The sequence below is a fragment of the Ralstonia pickettii genome, assembly GCF_000607165.1.
GTDB lineage: Bacteria > Pseudomonadota > Gammaproteobacteria > Burkholderiales > Burkholderiaceae > Ralstonia > Ralstonia holmesii.
In genome coordinates, this window is record NZ_JFZG01000004.1 from 466726 (window position 1) to 490081 (window position 23356).

A 23356-nucleotide genomic window follows, 5' to 3' on the forward strand; every position below is an offset into this window, starting at 1 on the left:
GTGTGGCAGCTCAGCCCTTGAGCTGCCAGCGGGCAAGTTCGTCGTAACGCGTCTTGCCCAGCCAGCTATGGATGAGAACGAACTCGCGCACCGTCCAGGTAATGGGCTCGACCGCCTTCGGCGCAAAGCCGCCGCGGTCATACAGCAGCGTGATGTGCGGCTTGAACGTCCCGCGCGGCACCGGCACGGCGGCATGCTGGAGCGTTTCGCCCAGCGCCGCCTGAAACGCCATCAAACCGGCCACACCTTCATCGCCCAAGAGAACAAATGGCCGGTGATCGCGCCGGCCATGAAAGCTCACCACCTGGTTGAGCGTGGCATCGAATGCCGGCAAGGCCAGGCTGTCCGCCGCTGCGCGCACGCGCGCCACGATATCGTCAGGCGGCAGATGAACGAAATCGCCCAGATGATGCAGCGTGACATGCAGACGCTCCGTACGCAGCGCCTTGCCTTTGAAACCCACCACGGGCCGCAATTGTTCGATCAGGCGCGCAATGCGCCCTGCAGTTTCGACGTCAGGTTTGACCGCCAGAAACAGGCGATGCGCAGGCAACTGCGGGGTGGCTTCGAATCCGGGAAGGGTCAGCTGGGTCACGGCAGGGTCGTCAAACGCCGGTTGGCGATCTATCCATTATCAACGCCCGCATGACGTCTCGCTGAAAGTCCTGCTGACCGCATCAAAAACAACGCCCGGCGGTGACAACCTGCCGGGCGTGGTCTTTGCAGATGTGATGCAGCGATCAGATATCGAAGAACACGGTCTCGGCGCCGCCATCGGGCGTGTCTTGCAGGCGCACGTCGAAGGTGTAGACCACCTCGCCGTTACGCTCGCTGCGCTGGGCAATCAGCGTCTTTCGGCGCACTTCCCACTCGATGCCGTTCAGTACCGGGTCCGTACCGTTGGCTGCAGCCTCATCGCTGAAGTACACGCGGGTATGCAGGCCGAGGTTGATGCCGCGTGCAAACAGGATCATGCAGATGTGCGGTGCCTGCGTCGACCCGCTGCGGCCGGCCACCGCGCCCGGCTTGATGGTGTCGAAACGATAGACGCCCGTATCGAAATCCGCGCCGGCTCGGCCCCAGCCACGGAATGCCGGGTCGACAGCCTTGTCCTGCCGGTCTGCGGGATGCGCGTATTTGCCGTCGGCGTTGGCTTGCCAGATCTCGATCAGCACATCACGCACGAGCGAGCCGGAGCCATCGTAGACGCGGCCTTCCAGCGCGATGCGTTCGCCGCGCGTGGCCGGCGTGGTGAGTACGCTGCCGAATTCCTTGTCGTAGATGTCGAAACCGGCCTGGCGTGGTGCAAGGCCGATGTGCACATACGGGCCGCCCGTCTGCGACGCGGTTTCGTTGAAATGCGCGAATGGCGGCGTTGCCGTCATGGCCGCTGCCTGGTCCCGTTCGAGCGATTCACGCAGTGTGGTCGTGGTCATCACTTGGCTCCTTGCAGGGCGGGCACGGCGTTCTCGAAATGCGTGGCACGGCGGCCGCGCAGCGTGATGTCGAAGCGGTAGCAGCGGCTGTCGAGCGGCACGTGGTTTGCCGTGTCATGCAGCGCAATCAGGCCTCGCACCTGCTCTTCGCTAGGGATGGTCTTGATGATGGGGCATTGCGCGATCATCGGGTCGCCCTCGAAGTACATCTGCGTGATCAGGCGCTGCGCCCAACCGTCGCCGGAGAGCGAGTAATGGATGTGCGACGGGCGCCAATCGTTGATGCGGTTGCGCCACGGATACGGGCCGGGCTTGATGGTGCGATAGACGTAGTAGCCGTTGGCATCCGTCAGCATGCGGCCGCAGCCGCCGAAGTTCGGGTCGATCGGCGCGATGTACTGGTCCTTCTTGTGGCGGTAGCGGCCGCCGGCGTTGGCCTGCCATACCTCCACCAGGGCGTTCGGCACGGGACGGCCGAACTCGTCGCGCACGTAGCCGTGGACGATGATGCGCTCGCCGATCGGCAGGCCTTCCTTGGCGTAGTTGAGGATGAGATCGTTGTCGAGCGCGCCCAGGTCGTCGGCATGGAACACCGGTGCGGTCGTTTCCGACAGCGTGTTGAGCGTGGAGATGAGCGCGTTGCGCGGCGAGCGCAGCACGCTAGTCTTGTAGCCGGGCGTCAGTGCGAGCGGATGCTGCGCGGTGTCGCGCTGGGCGAATTCGCCGGTGCCGGAAAGCGGCAGGGTCATGGGGCGTCTCCTTATGAAACTTATGAAATCGTGGGAAGACTGTATCGCCGCCAAAAAGTGAAGTAAATTGACTTCTTATCGGAAAATCGATAACCCCACGTTATGGAAAGAGTCTTTTCGGCCGACCTGCCGTCCCGCATCCGGTTTCGCCATCTGAGCTGCTTTGTCGCCATCGCGCAGGAGCGCAACCTGCGGCGCGCTGCCGAGCGGCTGCACCTGAGCCAGCCAGCGGTCTCGAAAACACTGGGTGAACTGGAAGCGCTGGCCGGTGTGCAACTCGTGGAGCGCGGCCGGCAAGGTGCACGGCTCACCGCTGCCGGCGAGCAATTCCTCCGGCATGCGGTGGGCGTGACGCAGGCGCTTGAATCGGCCACTGCCGCACTGATGGGGTCGACGGATGCTTCCGCGCCAGTCGTGCATGTGGGCGCCCTGCCGACGGTGGCGAGCAGCCTGCTGCCCCAGGCGATTGCGCATCTGCACGCGCAGCGCCCGCATGCCGGTGTGCGCTTGCGTACCGGCACCAATGTCGAGCTGCTGACCGCGCTCAAGGCCGGCGAACTCGACTTCATCGTCGGGCGCATGGCCGAGCCGGATCGCATGCAGGGGCTGTCGTTCGAACTGCTGTATGCCGAGCCGCTGGCGCTGGTCGTGCGGCCCGGGCATCCGCTGTTGATGCAGCCCGGGGCATCGGCTTCGTTGCAGGCGGTGCTGGACTACCCGCTGGTGATCGCCACGCCGGGAACAGTGCCGCGCCATCACACCGAGGCGCTGTTCCAGACGCACGGGCTGCGCTTGCCCGCGGGTGTGACGGAAACGCTTTCGGTGTCCGTTGCACGGTTGCTGGCGTGTCGATCCGACGCGGTGTGGATCACGCCCGAGCGCTCCGCCGCCGACGACCTGGCGCACGGGCAACTTGCCCGTCTGAACATCACCACGTCCAGCACCAAGGAACCCGTCGGCTTGCTGCGCAGAAGCGACGCCACACCAAGCGAATTGGCCGGCGCCTTCATGGAACTGTTGACCGAACTGGCGCAAGCGCCCCACTGAGCCGCTCCGCCTTCAAAAAAAATGCCGACCTCATGGCCGGCATTTTTGCGTTCGAGGCGCAGATCAGCGGTGCGCCATCTCCACGTCATCCGCAGCATCGAAGACACTGCGATCGGTCTGTCCGAGCAATTGGCTGGTGATCGTTCCAGCAGTCATCGAACCATTGACGTTGAGCGCGGTACGGCCCATGTCGATCAGGGGCTCGATGGAGATCAGCAACGCCACGAGCGTCACCGGCAAGCCCATGGCCGGTAACACGATCAATGCCGCGAAAGTGGCGCCGCCACCCACGCCTGCCACGCCAACCGAGCTGAGCGTGACGATCGCCACCAGCGTGGCAATCCACACCGGATCAAACGGGTTGATGCCGACGGTGGGCGCCACCATGACTGCCAGCATGGCGGGATACAGGCCCGCGCAACCGTTCTGGCCAATGGTGGTGCCAAACGAGGCGGCGAAGCTGGCAATCGACTCCGGCACGCCGATGCGCCGCGTCTGCGCCTCGATGCTAAGCGGAATGGTCGCGGCACTGGACCGGCTCGTGAACGCGAAAGACAGCGCCGGCCAGACCTTGCGGAAGAAGCGAAGCGGATTGATGCCGTTGAGCGTGAGCAGCACGGCATGTACGCCAAACATGATCGCCAGGCCCAGGTAAGACGCCACCACGAAGCCGCCGAGCTTGATGATGTCCTGCACGTTGGACACGGCCACCACGTTGGTCATCAGCGCAAGCACGCCGTAAGGCGTCAGGCGAATGACAAGCCGCACGAGCTTCATCACCCAGGCCTGCGCGGTATCGATGGCGGTCAGCACGCGCTCGCCCTTGACTGCATCGTCCTTAAGCAGGTTCAACGCCGCCACACCCAGGAACGCCGCGAAGATCACCACGCCGATGATGGACGTCGGCTTGGCGCCGGTCAGCTCGGCAAACGGGTTCTTCGGGATAAAGGACTGCACCAGTTGTGGCACCGACAGGTCCGCCACCCTGCCGACATAGCTGTCTTGGATGGCAGTCAGCCGGGCCGTTTCCTGCGCGCCTTGCACCAGCCCCTGCGCAGTCAGCCCAAACAGGTTGGTGACGAACACCCCGACCAGCGCGGAGATCAACGTCGTGAGCAGCAGCGTGCCGATCGTCAGCACGCTGATCTTGCCCAGCGACGCCGTGCTGTTGAGCTTGGCAACCGAGTTCAGCACAGAGACCAGCACGAGCGGCATGACGATCATCTGCAGCAGCTGGATATAGCCGCCGCCAACGATGCTGAACCAGGAGATCGACTGCTTGAGCGTCGCGCTGTCGTCACCATAGATGAGATGCAGCACCAGGCCGAAAACGATGCCCAGCACCATGCCAAGCAGCACACGTTTGGCCAGACTCCAGCTCGCGTTCACGCGCCCCAGAGCAAGCAGGATGACGACAAAAGTCGCGATATTCAGTAAGAGCGGAAGGTTCATGTTCCTTTGAGTCGCACGTTGCGATCGAAATCGAGCCGGAATCTTACGCCAGTTGCACAAAGGTTGCCCGAGCACGGATCGCATCAAAAATGCAGGCCAATCCGCCGTAGATCCAGCACAGGCTTGGCTTTACGGCTGACGCACTGCCGTGTGCGGTGACGAGGAATGCCCGTGCGCGAATGCTCGCAACGCCCAGTCCCCCCGCGCGCGAGTGGCTTTCCGAGAACGAAAAAAAACCCGCACAAGTGCGGGCTGACAAGGAGCCGAGCGATCAGGAGGTCACGCTCAGTCAGAACGAGTGAACGATACCGGTGTAGGCACCCAGTTGGTTCTTACCCGGCGCCGGGTTGTTGTTGGTTGCTTCGACCGAGAAGTTGGCGGTAGCGCTGTTCTGCACCGTGCCCACGCTCGCGTACAGCATCGTGCGCTTGGACAGGTTGTAGTTGGCACCCGCCATGAACAGGTTGGCGTTGCCGCCACCGTGGTTCACGTTGACGCGATAGGCCGCGCCGATCAGCGTCAGCGCCGGCGTGACTTCATAGTTGATGCCCAGCCAGTAATGATTGGCCTTGGTCGGGGCGCCCGCTGCCGCATCCGGTGCAGACAGGTTTTCATACGCGGCAAACAGCTTCGCCTTGCCGATGGTGTACGTGCCGCCGATCGTCGCTTCCTTCGAGAAATTGAAGATGTCGCTGAACTTGCCGTTGCCGTCGCGGATCACGTCGTAGATCGCGCGCACTTCCAGCGGGCCGGCGGTGTAGACGGCGGACACGCCATCGCGACGGCTGTTCGTGAACGAGCCGGGTTGTTCACCCAGGCCGGTCTGCAGGCCGATCTGGAAGCCGCCCCAGGTCGGGCTTTGGTATTCGACGACGTTGTTGGCGCCCGGCCAGTTACGCCCGCGCACCAGCGTGGCCGAGCCGATGAACTGCTGGCCGGTCGGGTCCAGGAACCAGACGTCGTTGCTGATGAAGAGGTTCTTGCCGGCCGTCAACGTGCCCCAGGTCGGGCTGGACAGGCCGACGTACGAACGGCGATTAAACAGCGCGTCACCGTTGGTTTTGCCTTGCGCCGCGCCAAAGCCGGACTCCAGCCGGAAGACCGCCTGCAGGCCACCGCCCAGATCCTCCTTGCCCATGAACCCGAACATGCTGGTCCCCCACTGGTTGTCGGCGGCGCGCCAGAGGCTGCCGCCCGGGGAGGTCGCGGTGGGGGCGACGTTGTTCTGATAGTCGATGCCGCTGGCGACGCGGCCGTACAGCGTGACGTTGGTTTGTGCATGCGCGGCGCCAGCGGCCGCGCACACGATTGCCGCGCACAGCGGCCAAGTTACCCGTTTCTTCATTGTCATCTCCTCTCTCTGGTGTCATGCCGGCCACGGCCGGAATTGCTGCTACTGCGGTTGCTGTTGCAAATCGAAAATGCGGCTCATCGGTATCCACTTCTGCCCCGCGGGCGTCCAGGGGGTGGGCGCCTGAAACTGCCACATCAGCGCTTCCCATTCGCGGATCTTCGGGTCCGTGTCGGTGGCAAGCGCCATGCGCTCGGCGTCGTAGATGGCGTCGTCGGTATCCATCCACATCACCATGCGGGTGCCCAGCCGATAGATCTCCATGCCGATCACGCCGTGCACGCGCAGGTGGCGGGCGACTTCCGGCCAGATGCGTTGATGGTGGGCTTCGTACGTGGCGATGAGCGCCGCGTCGTCTTTCAGATCCAGAGCGAGGCAGTAGCGCATGGCAACCTCACGTCAGGGCACGGTCGAGGTGCGTGTAGCCACCATCGACAAATACCCACTGCCCCGTCGTGTGGGAGGCCTGCGCAGAGAGCAGGAAGACCGTGGTGCTGGCAATCTCGTCGGCGGTGGTCATGCGATGACCGAGCGGGATCTTCGACGTAATTGCCGCGAGCTTGGCATCGGGGTTGTCGAACGTGGCAATCCAGCGTTCATACAGCGGCGTCAGTACCTCCGCCGGAATGACCGCGTTGACGCGCACGCCATCCGGCGCCAGCGATGCCGCCCATTCCCGAGTGAGCGACAGCTGTGCACCCTTCGCGGCGGTGTACCCGCTCGTATTGCCTTGCCCCGTCAACGCCGTTTTCGACGAGATATTGACGATGGCCCCTCGGCTCGCTTTCAGGTGCGGCAGGCACAGATGTGCCATGACGTAGTAATGGATCAGGTTCTTCTCAAGCGAGCGCACGAAGGCGTCCCGGCCCGCGTCCAGCCCAACGCTGTCGTTGATGCCGGCGTTGTTGACAAGGCCATCGATATGTCCGAACTCGCGCACGGTTTCGTCCACCATGCCGCGGCAATCGACCTCATCTTCCAGGTCGAACTGGAAGAAGCGCGCCTTCGGCTGCCGGCGCATCAGCTCGGCTTCAAACGCCGGCGCCATTGGGCTCTTGCCACAGATGACGGGGATGGCCCCTTCGGCCGCCAATTGCAGCGAAATGGCCGCGCCAATGCCGGCTGCGCCGCCCGTGACGATTACGACTTTGTCTTGCAGATGCAAATCCATGGTTCAAGCCTTGAGTTGCAGGTTGTAGCAGCGGGCGGCGGTGCCACCCCAGAGGTCGGCGCGTTCAGTGGCGCTCAGTCGCTCTTCGGCCCAGACATGCAGCACGTCGTACACCGTGCCGTATGACGCCGCCAATTGGCACACAGGCCAATCCGACCCAAACATCACGCGGTTGGGACCGAACACGTCGAGTGCCACGTCAAGGCATTGGCGCGCGTGCTGAACGTCGCGCACGGTCACGCCTTTTCGCCAGTCGGCTTCAGTCAGCAGGCCGGAAAGCTTGCAGGCGACGTGCGGCATGTCCTTAAGTGGCGCAAGCGCAGCCCGCCACCTTGCCAGCGCCTGCGCATCACGCTCGAACGCTTCAAGCGGCGGCTTGCCCAGGTGATCCAGCACCAGCAAGTGACGATCGTGCCGGCCGCAGAAATCCACGGCGGGCTCCAGTTGGTGGCCAAACACCAGCACGTCGTACGTGTAGCCCCAGAGCTGCAGCAACGCGACGCCTTGTTCGAACGTCGGGTCCAATAGAAATGCGGCAACGTCCGGTTCGTCCTGCACGGTGTGCCGGAAGCCGACCAGTTTGTGCTCACCGCTCCTGGCTTCGAGGCGAGCCTCAAGATCGGCGGCATGCAAGTCTTCCCAGCCGACCACGCCGACAATCCAGTCGTGCGCAGCGGCGAGGCCCAGCAGAAAATCCGTCTCCTCACGCACCCCGCGCGCCTGGACGGCAATCGCAGCGTCCAGGCGTTGCGCGCGCAGTTCGGGCAGCAAGTTGGCAGGCAGGCGGTCTTCGGCCAGAGCTTCCATGCCGGGGCCGATCCAGGAATACGCCTCGGGTTGATAGCGCCAGAAATGCTGGTGCGCGTCTATTCGTGGCACGGGCAGCGCAGGTACCGTCATCGCATCAGCCTCGGAAGCGGTACTGCTCGAGCGATGCCGGTTTCATCGTGATGGAGAAACCCGGTGCCTGCGGCGGCAGATAGGCGGCGTTGCGTACCACGCAGGGGTCGACAAAGTGCTCGTGCAGGTGGTCGACGTACTCGACCACGCGGCCTTCGCGCGTGCCCGACACGCAGATGTAGTCGATCATCGACAGGTGCTGCACGTACTCGCACAGGCCCACGCCGCCGGCATGCGGGCACACCGGCAAGCCGTACTTGGCGGCCAGCAGCAACACAGCCAGGATCTCGTTCACACCGCCCAGCCGGCACGCGTCGATCTGCACGACATCGATGGCGCCGCGCATGATGAACTGCTTGAAGAGAATGCGGTTCTGGCACATCTCGCCGGTCGCCACCTTGACGGGGGCAACGGCTTCGCGAACCTTGCGATGGCCTTCCACATCGTCCGGGCTGGTCGGCTCTTCAATGAACCACGGCTTGGCGAAACCGAGTTCGCGCACCCAGTCGATGGCCTCCTTGACCTCCCAGACCTGGTTGGCATCGATCATCAGCTCGCGGTCCGGCCCGAGCACTTCGCGCGCGATCGAGACGCGGCGAATGTCGTCCTTCAGATCGCGCCCGACCTTGAGCTTGATATGGCGGAAACCGCTGTCGACGGCCTCGCGGCAGAGGCGGCGCAGCTTGTCGTCGTCATAGCCAAGCCAGCCGGCGGACGTGGTGTAGCACGGGTAGCCTTCCTGCTCCAGCGTGCGAATGCGGTCGGCCTTGCCGGGCGCCTGCTTGCGCAGCAGGTCGAGCGCTTCTTCGGGCGTGATGCCGTCGGTGATATAGCGGAAGTCGATGCAGCGCACGAACGCTTCCGGTGTGAGATCGGCCACCAGGCGCCACAGCGGCTTGCCTTCGGCCTTGGCCCACAGATCCCACGCTGCATTGACGACGGCGCCCGTCGCCAGATGGATGGCGCCCTTGTCCGGGCCGATCCAGCGCAACTGGCTGTCGGACGTGACGTGGCGCCAGAAGCGGCCCATGTCTTCACGAATCCAGTCGAGATCCAGCCCTTCCACCAGATGACGCATCGCCTCGATGGCAGCGCAGCACACCTCGTTGCCGCGCCCGATGGTGAAGGTCAGGCCGTGGCCTTCCAGGCCCGGCTGGTCAGTCTCCAGGATCACGTAGGCCGCGGAGTAATCCGGGTCCGGATTCATCGCGTCGGAGCCATCGAGATGCTGGGAAGTCGGAAAGCGTACGTCCAGCACGCGCAGGGATCGGATGATGGTCATGAGTATCGTGTTCGGGATTGCGGAATGCGTGCCCTTCAGCCTTGCGCGTTCACCGTGCGCTGGCACTGCTCGCCCAAGCCCTGGATGCCCAGGCGCATGGTCTGGCCGGCGCGCAGATAGACCGGCGGCTTCTGCCCTAGCCCCACGCCCGGCGGGGTGCCGGTGGAAATCACATCGCCCGGTTGCAGGCTCATGAAGCGGCTCAGGTAGCTCACCAGATGCGCCACGCCAAACACCATGGTCGACGTCGATCCGTTCTGGTAGCGATGCCCGTCCACCTCCAGCCACAGATGCAGCGCTTGCGGGTTGGGCACCTCGTCTGCGGTGACCAGCCACGGGCCGATGGGGCCGAAGGTGTCGCAGCCCTTGCCCTTGTCCCACGTGCCGCCGCGCTCGAGCTGGTATTCGCGCTCCGACACATCGTTGATGACGCAGTAGCCCGCCACGTGCGCGAGCGCATCCGCCTCGCTGATGTACCGGCCGCCCTTGCCGATCACCACGCCAAGCTCGACTTCCCAATCGGTCTTCACCGAGCCACGCGGTATTTCAACGTCATCGTCCGGGCCGCAGATGGCGCTGGTCCATTTGCCGAAGACGACCGGCTCGGCCGGCACTTCGGCGCCGGTTTCAGCAGCATGGTCGGAGTAGTTCAGCCCGATGCAGATGAACTTGCCCACGTTGCCCACGCAGGCGCCCAGGCGCAGGCCCGCTTGCGGCGTGCCATCGACGATGGGCAGGCGGCTGATGTCCAGCGTGCGCAGGTGAGCCAGGCTCTCGGGCAGCAGCGCAGCGCCGCCGATGTCGTCAATCACGGCGGACAGGTCGCGCACTTGCCCTTGTGCATCGAGCAGGCCGGGCTTTTCCTGGCCCTTGGGGCCGTAGCGGAGGAGTTTCATCGTGTTGTCTTTGTGGACTGCAATCAAACAAACCAATCAGTTGGACCAGCCGCCGTCGATCACGCAGCAAGTGCCGGTCGTGAAGCGGGACTCATCCGAAGCCAGGTAGGTCGCCAGCGCGGCGATCTCGTCTGTCGTGCCGACGCGGCCCATCGGCTGGCGCGCAACGAAGGCTGCGCGGACGGTGTCGATCGGCACGTTCTGTTCCTGCGCTTGCGTGGCAATGCGCTGCTCGAGCGAGGGAGACTCCACCGTGCCCGGGCAGATGGCGTTGCAGCGAATGCCGCGCGCCACAAAGTCGGCGGCAATCGCCTTGGTCATCCCGATGACAGCGGCCTTGGTCGTGCCATACACGAAGCGGTTCGGTACGCCCTTCACGCTTGATGCGGCAGAGGCCATGTTGATGATCGACGCGCCGCCGTTGTCCAGCATCTTCGGCAACAGCGCACGCGTCAGGCGGTACATCGATGTCACGTTGAGCTGCCACGAGAACGCCCAGTCGTCCTCCGAACATTCGAGGATGCTGCCGGGGTGCACGAAGCCCGCGCAGTTGAACAGCGCATCGAAAGCAGCTTCTTCGCGTGCCAGGATGGCAACGGCATTGGCGTCCGTCACGTCCAGGCGCAAGGTGCGGACGCCGGCGGTCTCTGCCAGCGTGGCCAACGCCTCTGCATTGATATCGGTGGCGAGCACCTGCGCGCCCTCTCTTGCAAACATCATCGCGCTCGCCCGGCCAATACCCTGCCCAGCCGCCGTCACGAGGATGCGTTTTCCTTGGAGTCTCATTGCGTCTGCGTTCCGGCGCGGGCCACGTTGGCGGTGGCCCATTCCGGCAATGGAGTTAAAACACTGCGCCGTTCAGGAAAGGGATTCAGCCGGCATGGCGGCGAACGACGCTCCGCCATGCCCCTTGTTGCGATGAATCGTCAGTACAGGACGTTCTTGGCCTCAGGCGAATCGAGGTTCTGCTTGTTGACCATCATCACGCCCGTGTCGACCTGCTTCTGCACGGGCTTCTTCTCGATCACGCTGACGACCGTTTCGATGCCCTTGTAGCCCATCTGGTACGAGCTTTGGACGGCGATTGCGCGGATCGTGCCGTCGCGCACGAAGCCCTGCAGGTCCTGGTTGCCATCAAAGCCGATGGCCGCCACCTTGCCGCTCTTGCCCGACTGCTGCAGCGCGCGCCCCATCCCGACCGCCGTTGGTTCGTTCGCACCAAAGATGCCCTTCAGATCGGGATTGGCGGCCAGCACGTCCGTCGTCTGGTTCAGCGCCGTTGCCATTTGCGATTGCGAGTAGAACGGCCCAACGATCTGCAGCTTCGAATGCGTCTCGATGTATTTCTTGAAGCCGCCCACGCGGCCGATTTCGGACCCCGCGCCCGGCACATAAGACATGATCGCGATCTTGCCGGTCTGGCCGACGGCCTCGATCATCGCCTTCGCGCACAACTCACCCGCCTTCGCGTTATCGGTCGACAGGAACGACTGGTAATACTGCTTGCCTGAATCGGACACCATCGAGTCGATCAGCACCACCGGGATGTGCGCTTCCCATGCCTTCTTCATCGCCGGCACCAGCGCATCCGGGTCTGACGGCGCGAGGACAATGCCCGCGACATGCCGGTTGACCGCGTTCTCGACCATGTTCACTTCGTCGGCAATGGCCGATTCTGCTGCCGGCCCCTGGAAGGTCATCGTGTAGCCCTTCGCGTTGCCCATGGCGGCCGTCGCGCCCTTCTGAACGTTCTGCCAGTAGTTGGAATTTGCCGATTTCACGATCACGGCAATTTCACCGCCTGCCGCCTGCGCATAGGCAGAGAACAGTGCACACGTTGCTGCAACCACCGCCAGTACGGAAAACTTCTTCATGTCTCACTCCTTGGTTTTGGTTTGAACTTCTCGACTCACAACTTGCGGTTTCTGAGCTGATCGATCCAGACGGTGCCAAGGATGACCACGCCGATGATGATCTGCTGGATAAAACTCGATACGCCGTTCATGTTGAGCCCGTTGCGCAACACGCCGATCACGAACGCGCCAATGGCCGTGCCCGAGACCGTTCCGACACCGCCCATCAGCGACGTCCCGCCGATGACGGCGCTGGCAATCGCATCAAGTTCGTACATCACGCCCTCGTTCGGTTGTGCGGTCACGAGGCGAGACATCAGCACGCACCCGGCCATCCCTGCCAGCAAGCCCGATAGCACATACGTGAACAGCTTCACGCCTTGCACATTTACACCCGACAAGCGAGCTGCTTCGGCGTTCGAGCCGACTGCATAGATGTGGCGACCCAGTGAAGTCCGTGAGAGCAGCACGGAGACAGCGATGAACAGCGCAAGCATGATCACCACCGGGTAAGGAATGCCGGGGAAGACCGTGTCCGGAAAGCCGTCTGCCCCAATGTGCGAGATGCGGAACAGTGCGCCGTTGCCGAGTTCGCCGAAAGCATCTCCCAGGCCCGAGACAGGACGGGCGCCCGTGATCTGCAGGGCCACGCCGCGCGCCACCAGCATCATGCCCAGCGTGGCAATAAAGGGCGGCAGGCCCATCCTGGTGATACAGATACCGTTGACCCATCCGCACACGCCGCCAACCAGCACGCCGGCCAGCATGGCAATCGGAACAGGTACGCCCATCTTGACGAGCAAGGCCGCCACCACGCCAGAGAGCGCCAGCACCGAGCCCACCGACAAGTCAATGCCACCGGTGATGATCACGCACGTGGCGGCGACGCCCAGGTAGGCAATCGACGTGACCTGCAGTGCGACGGTCATGAAGTTGCCGACCGAAAAGAAGGCCGCGCTGGTTGCGGAAAACGCAATCACAAGCGCCACCAGGCTACCGAGCGCTGCAAACTTTTGGATCAGGTCCCGATGGTGTTGCTTGCTCTGCTTTTTCACGGCCTGCGGCTGATCTGATGTCATTTCAAGCATGTGTTCTTCCTGATGCGTAATGCAGAATTTCTTCCTGGTTTGTCTTCCGTGTTTCCAGGACTGCGGTAATGCGGCCTTCATGAAAGACGGCAATTCGATCTGTCATGCCCAGCAGTTCCGGCAGCTCCGAGCTGATCAGCACGACACCGACACCGTCGGCGGCGAGTTCGTCCATCAGCCCATAAATCGCGTACTTGGCGCCGACGTCGATGCCCCGCGTCGGCTCATCGAAAAACAGGATGCGCGAACCGCGATACAGCCATTTGCCGATCACGATCTTCTGTTGATTGCCGCCTGAGAGATTGCGCACCGTCTGCCCGACGGACGGCGTGCGGATGTTCAGCTCGCGCACGTAGCGCTGCGCCACGGCGGTCTCTTCGGAAAAGCGCAGAAAGCCATGCGATGAAATCGCCCGGACATTGGCCAGGGTGATATTCACGGCCACCGGCATCGACAACGCCAGACCGTCCTTCTTTCTGTCCTCTGACAGGTAGGCAATGCCTTGCCGGATGGCCTCGCGCGGGGAGCGGATCGTGACCGGCGTGTCGCCCAGCTTGATCGATCCGGAATCGAGCCGTTCCGCTCCGAAAATGGCACGCGCCACCTCCGTGCGCCCCGCGCCCATCAAGCCGGCAAAACCGAGAATCTCGCCCTTGCGCAGCTCGAACGACACCGGGCCGAAGACGCCTGCGCGGCTCAGTGCGTTCACGCGCAACAACACCTCGTCGGTCGGTACCGATTTGCGCGCGGGAAAGACATCGTCGAGTGAGCGGCCGACCATCCGCGCGACGATCTCGTTGACACTGGTGGAAGCGAAATCGCTCGTGGCGATATGGCGGCCGTCACGGAGCACCGTCACGCGATCGACGATCTCGGCCATCTCATCCAGTCGGTGCGAGATGTAGAGAATCGCCACGCCATCGGCGCGCAACTCCTTGATGATGCGAAACAGCTGAACAGTTTCGGATTCCGTGAGCGAAGACGTGGGCTCGTCCATGATCAGCACACGCGCGTTGAGCGAGAGCGCCTTGGCAATCTCCACCATCTGTTGCTGCGCGATCGACAGCGCGCTGACCAGCGTGGTCGGCTCGACGGCCAGACCGATCCGCTGCAGATAGCTCCGTGCGTTAGTGTTGAGCTTGCGGTAATCAATGAACGGGCCGCGCTTGGGCTCGCGCGCCAGGAAGATGTTCTCTGCCACCGACAGATGCGGCACGAGATTCAGCTCCTGATGGATGATCGCAATGCCGGCCGCCTGCGCCTCGGATGTCGACGCAAACCGCACCGCTTCACCCCGGTACGAGATGACGCCATCGTCTGCGGTGTACTGGCCGCTGATGATTTTCATCAGGGTGGATTTGCCGGCACCGTTCTCGCCGCAGACGGCATGGACTTCGCCCACGCGCAGATCCAGATCCACACCATCCAGCGCAACGACGCCGGGAAAGCGTTTGCCGATGCGCTGCAAGCAAAGAATCTCTTGCAACATCGACGATCTGGAGCTGCTTACGTGCGTGGGCACGGCATCAGCACTGCTCATCGTGGTCTCCGTTGTGTTGCGAGGCTCTGATCTTCCGCTCGACGCACTGGTAAGTCCAGTTTGGAGCGATTCGAGCAAGCCAAGCATTTTTTGGTCAAACCAATATCACTTATAACGTACCTGCCTGACCACTAGTGCAAACCCTGAAGTGTTGCTGACACCAGTCTAGACAACGGCTGGCGGTGCCCATGCTAGACTCGAAGCACATCCATGCGCGGCAACGCCCGCGCCAAAAAACACACCACAATGAAGCAGACAGAGCCAAAGCGGCTTTACCAATCTGTAGCCGCGCAGATTCTCGCGCTGATCCAACAGGAAAAGCTCGGACCGGGCACACGCTTGCCTCCCGAGCGCGAACTGGCGCAGACGCTGGGCGTATCGCGCCCGTCGCTGCGCGAGGCATTGATCGCCCTGGAGATTGGCGGCCAGGTTGAGATCCGCATGGGTTCCGGTGTGTATGTGCAAGACGCAAGCGCGGCGAGCGAGAATGCGGCCATTCCGTCGCTGGGCGAAAGCCCCTCCGAACTGATGCAAGCCCGGGCCGTTCTTGAAGGCGACGTGATCACGCTCGCCACGGGGCGCCTGACGGCGGCCACGCTCGACAAGCTCCAGCGCACCATCGACCGCATGAAGAAACTTGCATCGGGGGGGAAGTCGCCCACCGATGCCGACCGCCAGTTCCACATGCTGATTGCCGAGACCGCCGGCAATTCGGTCCTCAGCCGATTCGTGGCCGAGCTGTTCGATAGTCGCCATGACCCGCTGGCCATGGCCATCCGCGACCATGCAGAGGGCGAATCAAGCTGGCATGCGGCGGTGCACGAACACGAAGAGATTCTGAAGGCGTTGCAGGCGGGCGATCCCATCGCGGCGCAAACCGCCATGCGCGCGCACTTAAAGGCGTCGGAAGAACGCTGGATCGCGGGCGCCATTCAGCAAGACAGCGCACAGTAACCGCCCTCACCCCATGCGCGGCCCGCCCGCAGCCGCGCAATCCTTCCCTCCCCGCCCCATCGCTCCCGCCCAATGCGGTCTGACCAAATTTCAGACTACCTCGCCTTTCCCCCTTGAAAACAAGGGATTTTCAGCATCAGGGTTTCCCCCATCAAGGATTTTCCCGCAAGATGTTAAATTGGTCTGACCAATAGGTGAGGCCTGTTTGGCATGACCAGTTGCCCAAGATGTGCGAATTGATTCCTTCAACTTGGTGCAGTGCACGCGCGCAATCAAACCTCACCTCATCCACTCAAGGAGACCGGAAGGTGACCCACTGTTTGCCATCGCCACGCGCCCATACGCAACTTCTTCAACGGCTCCGTCAAGCGGAGACTGGCGACGCCACTTCGGGCGGAGCCACATCATGCTGACCGTCGTGTGCGAAACACCAGGCGCCCTGGTTGCACAGGACCGGCCGGTCCCCAGCCCCGCCGACGGTGAGGTACTGCTGCGCGTCAAACGCGTGGGGGTGTGCGGTACCGACCTGCACATCTTTACGGGCAACCAGCCTTACCTCAATTACCCGCGCGTGATGGGGCATGAACTGTCGGGCATCGTCGAACAGGCACCGCCCGGCAGCGCGCTTGCCAAGGGCGACGTGGTGTACGTGATGCCCTACCTGTCGTGCGGGCACTGCGTGGCGTGCCGCCAGGGCCGGACAAACTGCTGCGTCAACATCCAGGTACTGGGTGTGCATCGCGACGGGGCGTTCACTGAATACCTGAGCGTGCCGCAAGCCTTCGTGCACAAGGCGGACGGCGTGAGCCTGGATCAGGCCGCGATGGTGGAATTCCTGGCCATTGGGGCGCACGCGGTGCGTCGTGCGCAGGTGCGCGCTGGGCAGCGCGTGCTGGTGGTAGGCGCCGGCCCGATCGGCATGGCGGCCATGATCTTCGCCAAGCTGCGCGGCGCGACGGTCACGGCGCTGGACTCCCGTGCGGATCGCCTCGCCTTTGCGATGGAGCGACTTGGTATGGACGCCAGCGTTGCGCTGGGCGATACCGACGAAGCGCAACTCAGTGCGCTCACGGCCAATGAGTTTTATGACGTCGTCTTCGATGCCACGGGCAATCCGAAAGCCATGGAGCGCGGCTTGCGCTTTGTTGCGCATGCCGGCACGTATGTGCTGATCTCGGTGGTGGCGGCCAACATCTCGTTCTCCGATCCGGAATTCCACAAACGCGAGACCACGCTGCTCGCCAGCCGCAACGCCACCACCGAAGATTTTGAAACCGTGCTCGACGCCATGCGTGCGGGCAAGATTCCGACCGCGCTGAACACGCACCGCATGGCGCTGGCGGACGTGCCCGAGCACTTCAAGACGCTGCTCGACCCCGCCGCCGGCGTGGTGAAGGCCATCGTGGAGTGCTGAGCGCATGACCGAGCCGATCCTCCAGTTCGGCACCAGCCGCTTCCTGCAGGCGCACGTCGACTTGTTCGTGTCGGAAGCGCTCGATGCCGGACAAGCACTGGGCGGGATAACCGTCGTGCAGACCACATCCAACCCGGCCAGCGCAGCGCGTGTGGCGGCGCTTGCAGGCGGTGAGGGTTATCCGGTGCGCATTCGCGGCTTACGAGACGGTACACCCATCGACCAAACCGTCACCTGCCGCGCCGTGCAGCGCGCCCTTCGGGCCGAGTCCGACTGGGAACAGCTGCGCGAGGCCATGGCAACACACGTGCAGGTCGTGGTGTCGAACACGGCCGACCAGGGCTACCAGCTCGACCCGCGCGATGATGCCAGCTTGATGCAGCAGCCATCGCGCGTGCCACGCAGCTTCCCTGCCAAACTGGTGGCGCTGCTGCTCGGCCGCTGGCTGCGACAGCCGCAGGCACCGCTGTCGCTGTTTCCGTGCGAACTGATCGAGCGCAACGGCGACACGCTCTGCGCAACGGTCTGCGCGCTGGCACAGCAATGGGCGCTGCCCGCCGCGTTCATCGATTGGCTGCGCACGCATTGCGTGTGGGCCAACTCGCTCGTAGACCGCATCGTCTCCGAGGCATTGCACCCCGTGGGCGCCGTGGCTGAACCGTACGCGCTGTGGGCCATCGAGCGCCGCCCCGGGCTGGTGCTGCCATGCACGCATCCGGCCATCGTGCTGACGGATGAACTGGATCACCACGAGCGGCTCAAGCTCTTTCTGCTCAACGCGGGCCACACCTTTCTGGCCGAGCGTTGGCGCGAAGATGCGCATCCCGCCGATCTGACTGTCGCGCAGGCCATGGAAGACCCACGCCTGCGGCCGGAGCTGGAAGCGCTGTGGCGCGACGAGATCGTTCCTGTATTCGCCGCCCTGCACAAGCGCGAAGCCGCCGAGGCCTATCTCGTCTTGCTGCGCGAACGGCTGTTGAACCCCTATCTTGCCCACCGCCTCGCCGATATCGCGCAGAACCATGCGCAGAAGAAGCTGCGGCGCCTCGCGCCCATCGTCGCGCTGACGCGGCAGTTGGGCTTGCACCTCGCCCAGCCGCGCCTGAACGCCGCGCTGGCCAATCCGAATTGAACCTGCAAAGCACCATGTCCGACGCATCCCTCATCCTTCTTGCCCCCGACGACGACGTGGCCGTCGCGCGTGTTGCGCTGGCGCCCGGCGCGGCACTCGACGCGGGGTTGACCACCCGCGATGCCATTCCCGCTGGCCACAAGGTCGCGTTGCGCGACATCGCAGCGGGGCAACCGGTGCACAAGTATGGGCAAGTCATCGGCGTGGCCACGGCGCCCATCCGCATGGGGGAACACGTTCACGTACACAACGTCGGCATGGCCAACTCAGCCGCCGAGCACACTGTGGGCCACGCGTATCGCGCCACCGTGCCGGTCGACACGCCCGCCACGTTCGAAGGGTATGTGCGGGCAGATGGCCGCGTCGGCACGCGCAATTTCATCGGCGTCATCTCCAGCGTGAACTGCTCGGCCACGGTGTGCCGGCATATCGTGCAGGCGGCGCAGGCAGAGGTGGTCGCGTTTCCCAACGTGGATGGCATTGTCGCCATCACGCACGGCAGCGGCTGCGGGATGGCCGGCAACGGCGAAGGGCTGGAACTGCTGCAGCGCACGCTGCGCGGCTATGCCGACCACCCAAACTTTGCCGGCGTGCTGATCGTTGGCCTTGGTTGCGAAGTCAATCAGGTGGCACCGCTTGTGCAGATGCTGGGCGCCCGCACACCGGGGCTGTTCGCATCGCTGACGATTCAGGAAGAAGGCGGCACGCGTGAGGCGATTGCTGCCGGCTTGACCATGCTGCGCGACATGCTGCCGATCGCGAATCGGGCACAACGCAGCACCGTCTCGGCAAGCCACCTGACGGTGGGCCTGCAATGCGGCGGATCGGACGGCTACTCGGGCATCAGCGCCAACCCTGCGCTGGGCGCGGCGGTGGATTTGCTGGTGCGACACGGGGGCACCGCAGTGCTATCCGAAACGCCCGAGATCTATGGCGCAGAACACCTGTTGACTGCGCGCGCTGCGACGCCTGCCGTGGCCGACGCGTTGATGCAACGGCTGACCTGGTGGGAGCATTACACCAGCACGCTGGGCGCCGACATGAACAACAACCCTTCGCCCGGCAACAAGGCCGGTGGCGTCACGACCATCCTGGAAAAATCGCTCGGCGCGGTTGCCAAGGGCGGCAGCAGCGGACTGATGGCCGTGTATGAATACGCCCAGCCGGTGCAGGCGCACGGCCTCGTCTTCATGGACACGCCCGGCTACGACCCTGTCTCGGCCACCGGCCAAGTCGCCGGCGGCGCCAACCTGATCTGCTTCACAACGGGCCGAGGCTCCACCTATGGCTGCAAGCCGGTACCCTCCTTGAAGCTGGCCACCAACAGCACGCTCTTCCGGCACATGGAACTGGACATGGACTACGACTGCGGCGGCATCGTCGATGGCCGCCTCAGCATTGCACAAGCCGGCCAGGCGCTGTTCCAGCTGATACTGGCCACCGCCTCGGGCAACCACACCAAGAGCGAACTCAACGGCCTGGGCGACAACGAGTTCGTACCGTGGCAGCTTGGCGCGGTGATGTAAGGCAAGTGCCGAGCACACCTGACCGGCAATAAGCGATACGGCCGATCATGGCAACGCGGCGGAGGCCACTTGGAGCAACCCCGCCACGATGGCCACAGCACCAATGCAGCGGGCTACGCGGTCTCCGTCGGGTGCCAGGCGCTCCAGCGTAATCGCCGCTGACACCGCCGCCATTGCTCGCAGATCCATGACGCCGGCCACGAGCAGGATTGCCGTCAAGCCCGCGCAAGAGCTGGCGCAGCGCATGCCGAGCCGTAAGCCATGTCGCCACGCTGTACTGCCCGGCGCGGGCACCACTCGGCACTCTGCAAGCTGCCGCGCCTTCCATGCACTGAACTGCAGTGCGCCGGCCGCAAGAACGACTGCACCGGCGGCAGCCGGCAACGCGCGCGCTAGCACGGGCGATGTCATTTCAAGCTCGGCCACCGCCGCCTCCAGCGCAAAGACCATCGCGCCGATCAGCCCCCACACGGCAAAGTACGCCGTGCCTGCCAACGCGGTGTGCGCATCAACATTCGGCTTGCCCGCAAGGTGAAGCGCAACGCGATACCGCCGCAGCATCGGCAGCAATGTCGGCAGCATCATCGCCACCATCATCACCGTCCACATGCAAATGAAGGACGCGGCAAAGCTCCACCACGTCTGACCGCACATCGGCATCCAGGCCATTGGCATCTCGGCCATGCCGGGCATGGCGGTGCACCATGCCACCGTCGCTGCCGCGCTGCCGATGAACAGCAATGCCGAGACGGCCAGGAAGCCGCGCTCGGACACTGCTTGCTCGCGTGGCAGTTCAACGCTGCTGAGCGTACTCGTCATGGCGACGCCACCAGACACCGGTTTCATTGCGGCCCAGCGGCGCGCGATCGAGCCACTGGTATGCACCCCACAAGCCATCGAGGCCACGCGCGTAGGTCGAATACGTGTGGTACACGACGCCGTCTTCCAGCACGAACGCGCTCATGCCAGGCCGGTCGCGCACGTAGGTGGGCGCGTCGGTGCCGCACATGCTGGCGAACTGCTGCACAGGTTCGGGCAAGTCGGATGCATCCATCACGTGGCTGCCGCGCACGTAGTTGTAGTCGGAGTTGCCGGCGCGCTGCTGCTCTTCCGAGATCGAGACGTTGAAGTCGTAGTTGAAATCGCTGCCAACCGACGACACCCACGGAAAGGTCCAGCCCATCCGCTCGCGATACTCGATCAGCTTGGCCAGCGGCCCGCGCGACACTGCCAGCAGCGTCACGTCGTGATTCGCCAGATGCGTGACGAAACCGTCAAAGCCGTCGGCAATCATCGAGCACGATGGGCAGCCCGCCTTATAGTCCGGCCCGAACATGAAGTGATACACGAGCAGTTGCGAGCGCCCGCCAAACAGATCGGCCAGCGAGGCGCTGCCGTTCTCGGTTTCAAAGCGATAGGTTTTGTCGATGCGCACCCATGGCAGTGCCTGCCGGCGGCGTGCGAGCTCATCGCTGCGGCGGGTGAGTTCCTTCTCGGCCTTGAGCAGTTCAATGCGCTCTGCCAGCCAACTTGCGCGGGTTGCTGTGGGGTGTGTTGCACTCATGCTTACCTCCGTTTTGGGTGAGTGGTCGTGTGCTAGATTAGGCGCCGACCTCAAACGGCGGGAGTGACAAGTGTGGCGGGATTCGAATGGATTCATTGATCACGGCTGCAGCCCGCGCACTCGCTGCCGGTGACCCGTTCGGAGCACTGAACCGCGTCGCCCTGCGTGACGACGCGGCCGCACTGGCCTTGCGCGGCATCGCAATGGCGCAGCTCGGTGACCTAGCGCGCGCCAAGCTGTTGCTGCGTCGCGCGGCGCGCGCATTCGGCTCTCGGGAGGCGCTGGCACGCGCACGCTGCGTCGTCGCGGAAGCCGAAGTCGCCCTCGCCTCGCGCGATCTTGGCTGGCCCGCCAAAACCCTCGACGCGGCATGCGCCACGCTGGAGGCCCATGGCGATCACGTCAACGCTGCGCATGCGCGGTATCTCAGCATCCGCCGTCTTCTGCTAATCGGCCGCCTGGACGATGCAGAGGCCGCGCTGGCTGCGCTCAATCCGGCGCGTCTTCCGCCGGTATTGCGGGCGGCTCACGCGCTCGTCGTCGCGGGGATTGCCATCCGGCGCCTGCAGACGACTGCCGCGCGTGCCGCCTTGGCCGACGCTGATCTCGCCGCGCGTCAGGCCGGTATCCAGACCCTCACCGCCGAAGTCGAACGTGCCGCCCTTGCATTGAGCGCACCGGCCGCGCGGCTGATCTCACGCGGCGAGGAGCGCGTTCTGCGCCTTGAAGAGGTCGAAGCCCTCTTTGCTTCAGACGCGCTCGTGGTGGACGCATGCCGGCTCGCCGTGCGGCAGACCGATGCGTTCGTCCCGCTCGCCACGCGGCCCGTGCTGTTCACGCTGGCACGTGCATTGGCAGAGGCGTGGCCGGAAGACGTGCCCAGAGACGCCCTCATCGCCCGGGCATTCCGCACCCGACATCCCGACGAATCGCACCGCGTGCGCCTGCGCGTGGAGATCGGACGTTTGCGCACCGCGCTTGCTGCGTTAGGCACGGTCAAGGCGACCCGGCACGGATTCGCACTGCAAGCGCACGCGGCACAGAGCGTGGTCGTCCTCGCGCAACCCGTCGACGAGCCATATGCCGCCGTGTTGGCCTGTCTGGCCGATGGGGAATCGTGGTCCAGCTCCGCATTGGCGTTGGCGCTTGGTGCCAGCCAGCGCACCGTACAGCGCGCCCTCGACGCCCTGGCAGCCGCGGGCAAGGTGCAGTTCTTCGGACGTGGACGCGCGCGACGATGGGTGACGCCGCCGGTACCCGGATTCGCGACCACCTTGTTACTCCCCGCACCGCTGCCAAGTGACTAGGATGAAAACTCCACAACCGAATCCAGCGAGCCCAACATGAAACGATCCACCGCCGAAGTCGTGCGCGAATACGGCCCCTTCCCCGGTGTCGAAAACGTGGGCGGCGTCACCTACAACGGCGAGCGCATCTGGTTCGCTGCCGGCGGTCAGTTGAAGGAACTCGACCCCGACAGCGGCAAGACGCAGCGCTCCATCGACGTGCCGGCCCATGCAGGTACCGCGTTCGACGGACGGCACCTGTTCCAGATCGCCGAAGACCGCATCCAGAAGATCGACCCGCAAACCGGCAACGTGTTGGCCACGATTCCCGCGCCGGGAGCAGGTGGAGACTCAGGCCTCGCCTGGGCCGAAGGCACGCTGTGGGTCGGTCACTACCGCGAGCGCAAGATCCGCCAGATCGATCCGGACACCGGCAAGGTGCTGCGCACCATCGACTCCAACCGCTTCGTGACCGGCGTCACATGGGTCGACGGTGAACTCTGGCACGCCACATGGGAAGGCGATACGAGCGAGCTGCGGCATATCGATCCGCAAACCGGCGAAGTGCTGGAGCAGCTTGACATGCCAGCCGGCATCACTGTGTCAGGACTCGAGTCGGATGGCGCCGATCAGTTCTTCTGCGGCGGCGGCACCACCGGAAAGATTCGTGCGGTACGGCGGCCCCGCAAGCAGGCGGCATAGGCGCGATACCGCA

23 protein-coding genes are annotated in these 23356 nt (G+C 64.0%); 7 read left to right on the forward strand and 16 right to left on the reverse strand.

The features are described from left to right. Positions 1–10: 10 nt before the first annotated feature. From thpR to pcaH, 3 genes are all read right to left on the reverse strand, one after another. Positions 11–595, reverse strand: a complete 585-nt coding sequence (gene thpR / locus BG83_RS0105265) for an RNA 2',3'-cyclic phosphodiesterase (RefSeq protein ID WP_024975737.1) — start codon at positions 593–595, stop codon at positions 11–13. Between the two features lie 145 nt (positions 596–740). After that, a complete protein-coding gene (gene pcaG, locus BG83_RS0105270; protein ID WP_024975738.1) occupies positions 741–1436 on the reverse strand; it encodes a protocatechuate 3,4-dioxygenase subunit alpha in 696 nt (231 codons plus the stop codon). Further along, entirely contained in the window at positions 1436–2185 is a 750-nt protein-coding gene (gene pcaH / locus BG83_RS0105275; RefSeq protein ID WP_024975739.1) for a protocatechuate 3,4-dioxygenase subunit beta, read from the reverse strand. The genes pcaG and pcaH overlap by 1 nt, the downstream gene beginning before the upstream one ends. 102 nt (positions 2186–2287) lie before the next feature. Between pcaH and pcaQ the strand changes: the two genes are divergently transcribed. Next, positions 2288–3232 carry a pca operon transcription factor PcaQ gene (gene pcaQ / locus BG83_RS0105280; RefSeq protein ID WP_024975740.1) on the forward strand — a complete coding sequence of 315 codons (945 nt, stop codon included), beginning with the start codon at positions 2288–2290 and terminating at the stop codon, positions 3230–3232. Positions 3233–3295: 63 nt separating this feature from the next. Here the strand turns inward: pcaQ and BG83_RS0105285 are convergent, their stop codons facing one another. The 11 genes from BG83_RS0105285 to BG83_RS0105335 all read right to left on the reverse strand — a co-directional run bounded on the left by BG83_RS0105285 (position 3296) and on the right by BG83_RS0105335 (position 14714). Beyond that, positions 3296–4684, reverse strand: coding sequence for an L-cystine transporter (locus BG83_RS0105285; RefSeq protein ID WP_024975741.1), 1389 nt, complete (start codon positions 4682–4684; stop codon positions 3296–3298). A 289-nt stretch (positions 4685–4973) separates the two neighbouring features. Further along, a complete protein-coding gene (locus tag BG83_RS0105290) occupies positions 4974–6029 on the reverse strand; it encodes a porin (RefSeq protein WP_024975742.1) in 1056 nt (351 codons plus the stop codon). Between the two features lie 48 nt (positions 6030–6077). Then, positions 6078–6422, reverse strand: coding sequence for an L-rhamnose mutarotase (locus BG83_RS0105295; RefSeq protein WP_024975743.1), 345 nt, complete (start codon positions 6420–6422; stop codon positions 6078–6080). A 7-nt stretch (positions 6423–6429) separates the two neighbouring features. Continuing rightward, the gene (locus tag BG83_RS29650; RefSeq protein ID WP_024975744.1) at positions 6430–7206 is read right to left on the reverse strand and encodes an SDR family oxidoreductase; all 777 of its coding nucleotides are present in this window, start codon (positions 7204–7206) and stop codon (positions 6430–6432) included. A 3-nt stretch (positions 7207–7209) separates the two neighbouring features. Next, entirely contained in the window at positions 7210–8106 is an 897-nt protein-coding gene (locus BG83_RS29655) for an amidohydrolase family protein (RefSeq protein WP_024975745.1), read from the reverse strand. Between the two features lie 4 nt (positions 8107–8110). Further along, entirely contained in the window at positions 8111–9388 is a 1278-nt protein-coding gene (locus tag BG83_RS0105310; RefSeq protein ID WP_024975746.1) for an L-fuconate dehydratase, read from the reverse strand. A 35-nt stretch (positions 9389–9423) separates the two neighbouring features. Further along, positions 9424–10284, reverse strand: coding sequence for a fumarylacetoacetate hydrolase family protein (locus tag BG83_RS0105315; protein WP_024975747.1), 861 nt, complete (start codon positions 10282–10284; stop codon positions 9424–9426). A 36-nt stretch (positions 10285–10320) separates the two neighbouring features. Beyond that, the gene (locus tag BG83_RS0105320) at positions 10321–11070 is read right to left on the reverse strand and encodes an SDR family oxidoreductase (RefSeq protein WP_024975748.1); all 750 of its coding nucleotides are present in this window, start codon (positions 11068–11070) and stop codon (positions 10321–10323) included. A 140-nt stretch (positions 11071–11210) separates the two neighbouring features. Then, positions 11211–12158: an ABC transporter substrate-binding protein gene (locus BG83_RS0105325; RefSeq protein WP_024975749.1), complete on the reverse strand. Its 948-nt coding sequence runs from the start codon at positions 12156–12158 to the stop codon at positions 11211–11213. 35 nt (positions 12159–12193) lie between these two features. Then, positions 12194–13225, reverse strand: coding sequence for an ABC transporter permease (locus BG83_RS0105330; protein WP_024975750.1), 1032 nt, complete (start codon positions 13223–13225; stop codon positions 12194–12196). Further along, positions 13218–14714, reverse strand: coding sequence for a sugar ABC transporter ATP-binding protein (locus BG83_RS0105335; RefSeq protein ID WP_235193160.1), 1497 nt, complete (start codon positions 14712–14714; stop codon positions 13218–13220). Before BG83_RS0105335 ends, BG83_RS0105330 begins: the two co-directional genes overlap by 8 nt. A gap of 297 nt (positions 14715–15011) precedes the next feature. Here BG83_RS0105335 and BG83_RS0105340 point away from each other — a divergent pair, with 297 nt between their 5' ends. The 4 genes from BG83_RS0105340 to BG83_RS0105355 all read left to right on the forward strand — a co-directional run bounded on the left by BG83_RS0105340 (position 15012) and on the right by BG83_RS0105355 (position 19791). After that, positions 15012–15719, forward strand: coding sequence for a FadR/GntR family transcriptional regulator (locus tag BG83_RS0105340; RefSeq protein ID WP_024975752.1), 708 nt, complete (start codon positions 15012–15014; stop codon positions 15717–15719). Between the two features lie 406 nt (positions 15720–16125). Further along, a complete protein-coding gene (locus tag BG83_RS0105345) occupies positions 16126–17133 on the forward strand; it encodes a zinc-binding alcohol dehydrogenase family protein (RefSeq protein WP_024975753.1) in 1008 nt (335 codons plus the stop codon). Between the two features lie 4 nt (positions 17134–17137). Further along, positions 17138–18265, forward strand: a complete 1128-nt coding sequence (locus BG83_RS0105350) for a D-mannonate oxidoreductase (protein ID WP_024975754.1) — start codon at positions 17138–17140, stop codon at positions 18263–18265. A 14-nt stretch (positions 18266–18279) separates the two neighbouring features. Further along, positions 18280–19791, forward strand: coding sequence for a UxaA family hydrolase (locus BG83_RS0105355; protein WP_037031598.1), 1512 nt, complete (start codon positions 18280–18282; stop codon positions 19789–19791). 45 nt (positions 19792–19836) lie between these two features. Here the strand turns inward: BG83_RS0105355 and BG83_RS0105360 are convergent, their stop codons facing one another. Continuing rightward, positions 19837–20610: a DUF2182 domain-containing protein gene (locus BG83_RS0105360; protein WP_024975756.1), complete on the reverse strand. Its 774-nt coding sequence runs from the start codon at positions 20608–20610 to the stop codon at positions 19837–19839. After that, positions 20585–21355 carry a DUF899 domain-containing protein gene (locus tag BG83_RS0105365; RefSeq protein ID WP_024975757.1) on the reverse strand — a complete coding sequence of 257 codons (771 nt, stop codon included), beginning with the start codon at positions 21353–21355 and terminating at the stop codon, positions 20585–20587. The genes BG83_RS0105360 and BG83_RS0105365 overlap by 26 nt, the downstream gene beginning before the upstream one ends. 86 nt (positions 21356–21441) lie before the next feature. Here BG83_RS0105365 and BG83_RS0105370 point away from each other — a divergent pair, with 86 nt between their 5' ends. Together BG83_RS0105370 and BG83_RS0105375 are read left to right on the forward strand one after the other, a co-directional pair. Continuing rightward, positions 21442–22662 (forward strand): hypothetical protein, encoded by a 1221-nt coding sequence (locus tag BG83_RS0105370; RefSeq protein ID WP_024975758.1) that lies wholly within the window; start codon positions 21442–21444, stop codon positions 22660–22662. A 36-nt stretch (positions 22663–22698) separates the two neighbouring features. After that, complete coding sequence (locus BG83_RS0105375) at positions 22699–23343, forward strand: DUF5074 domain-containing protein (RefSeq protein WP_024975759.1); 645 nt, start codon at positions 22699–22701, stop codon at positions 23341–23343. The last annotated feature ends 13 nt before the right edge of the window (positions 23344–23356 follow it).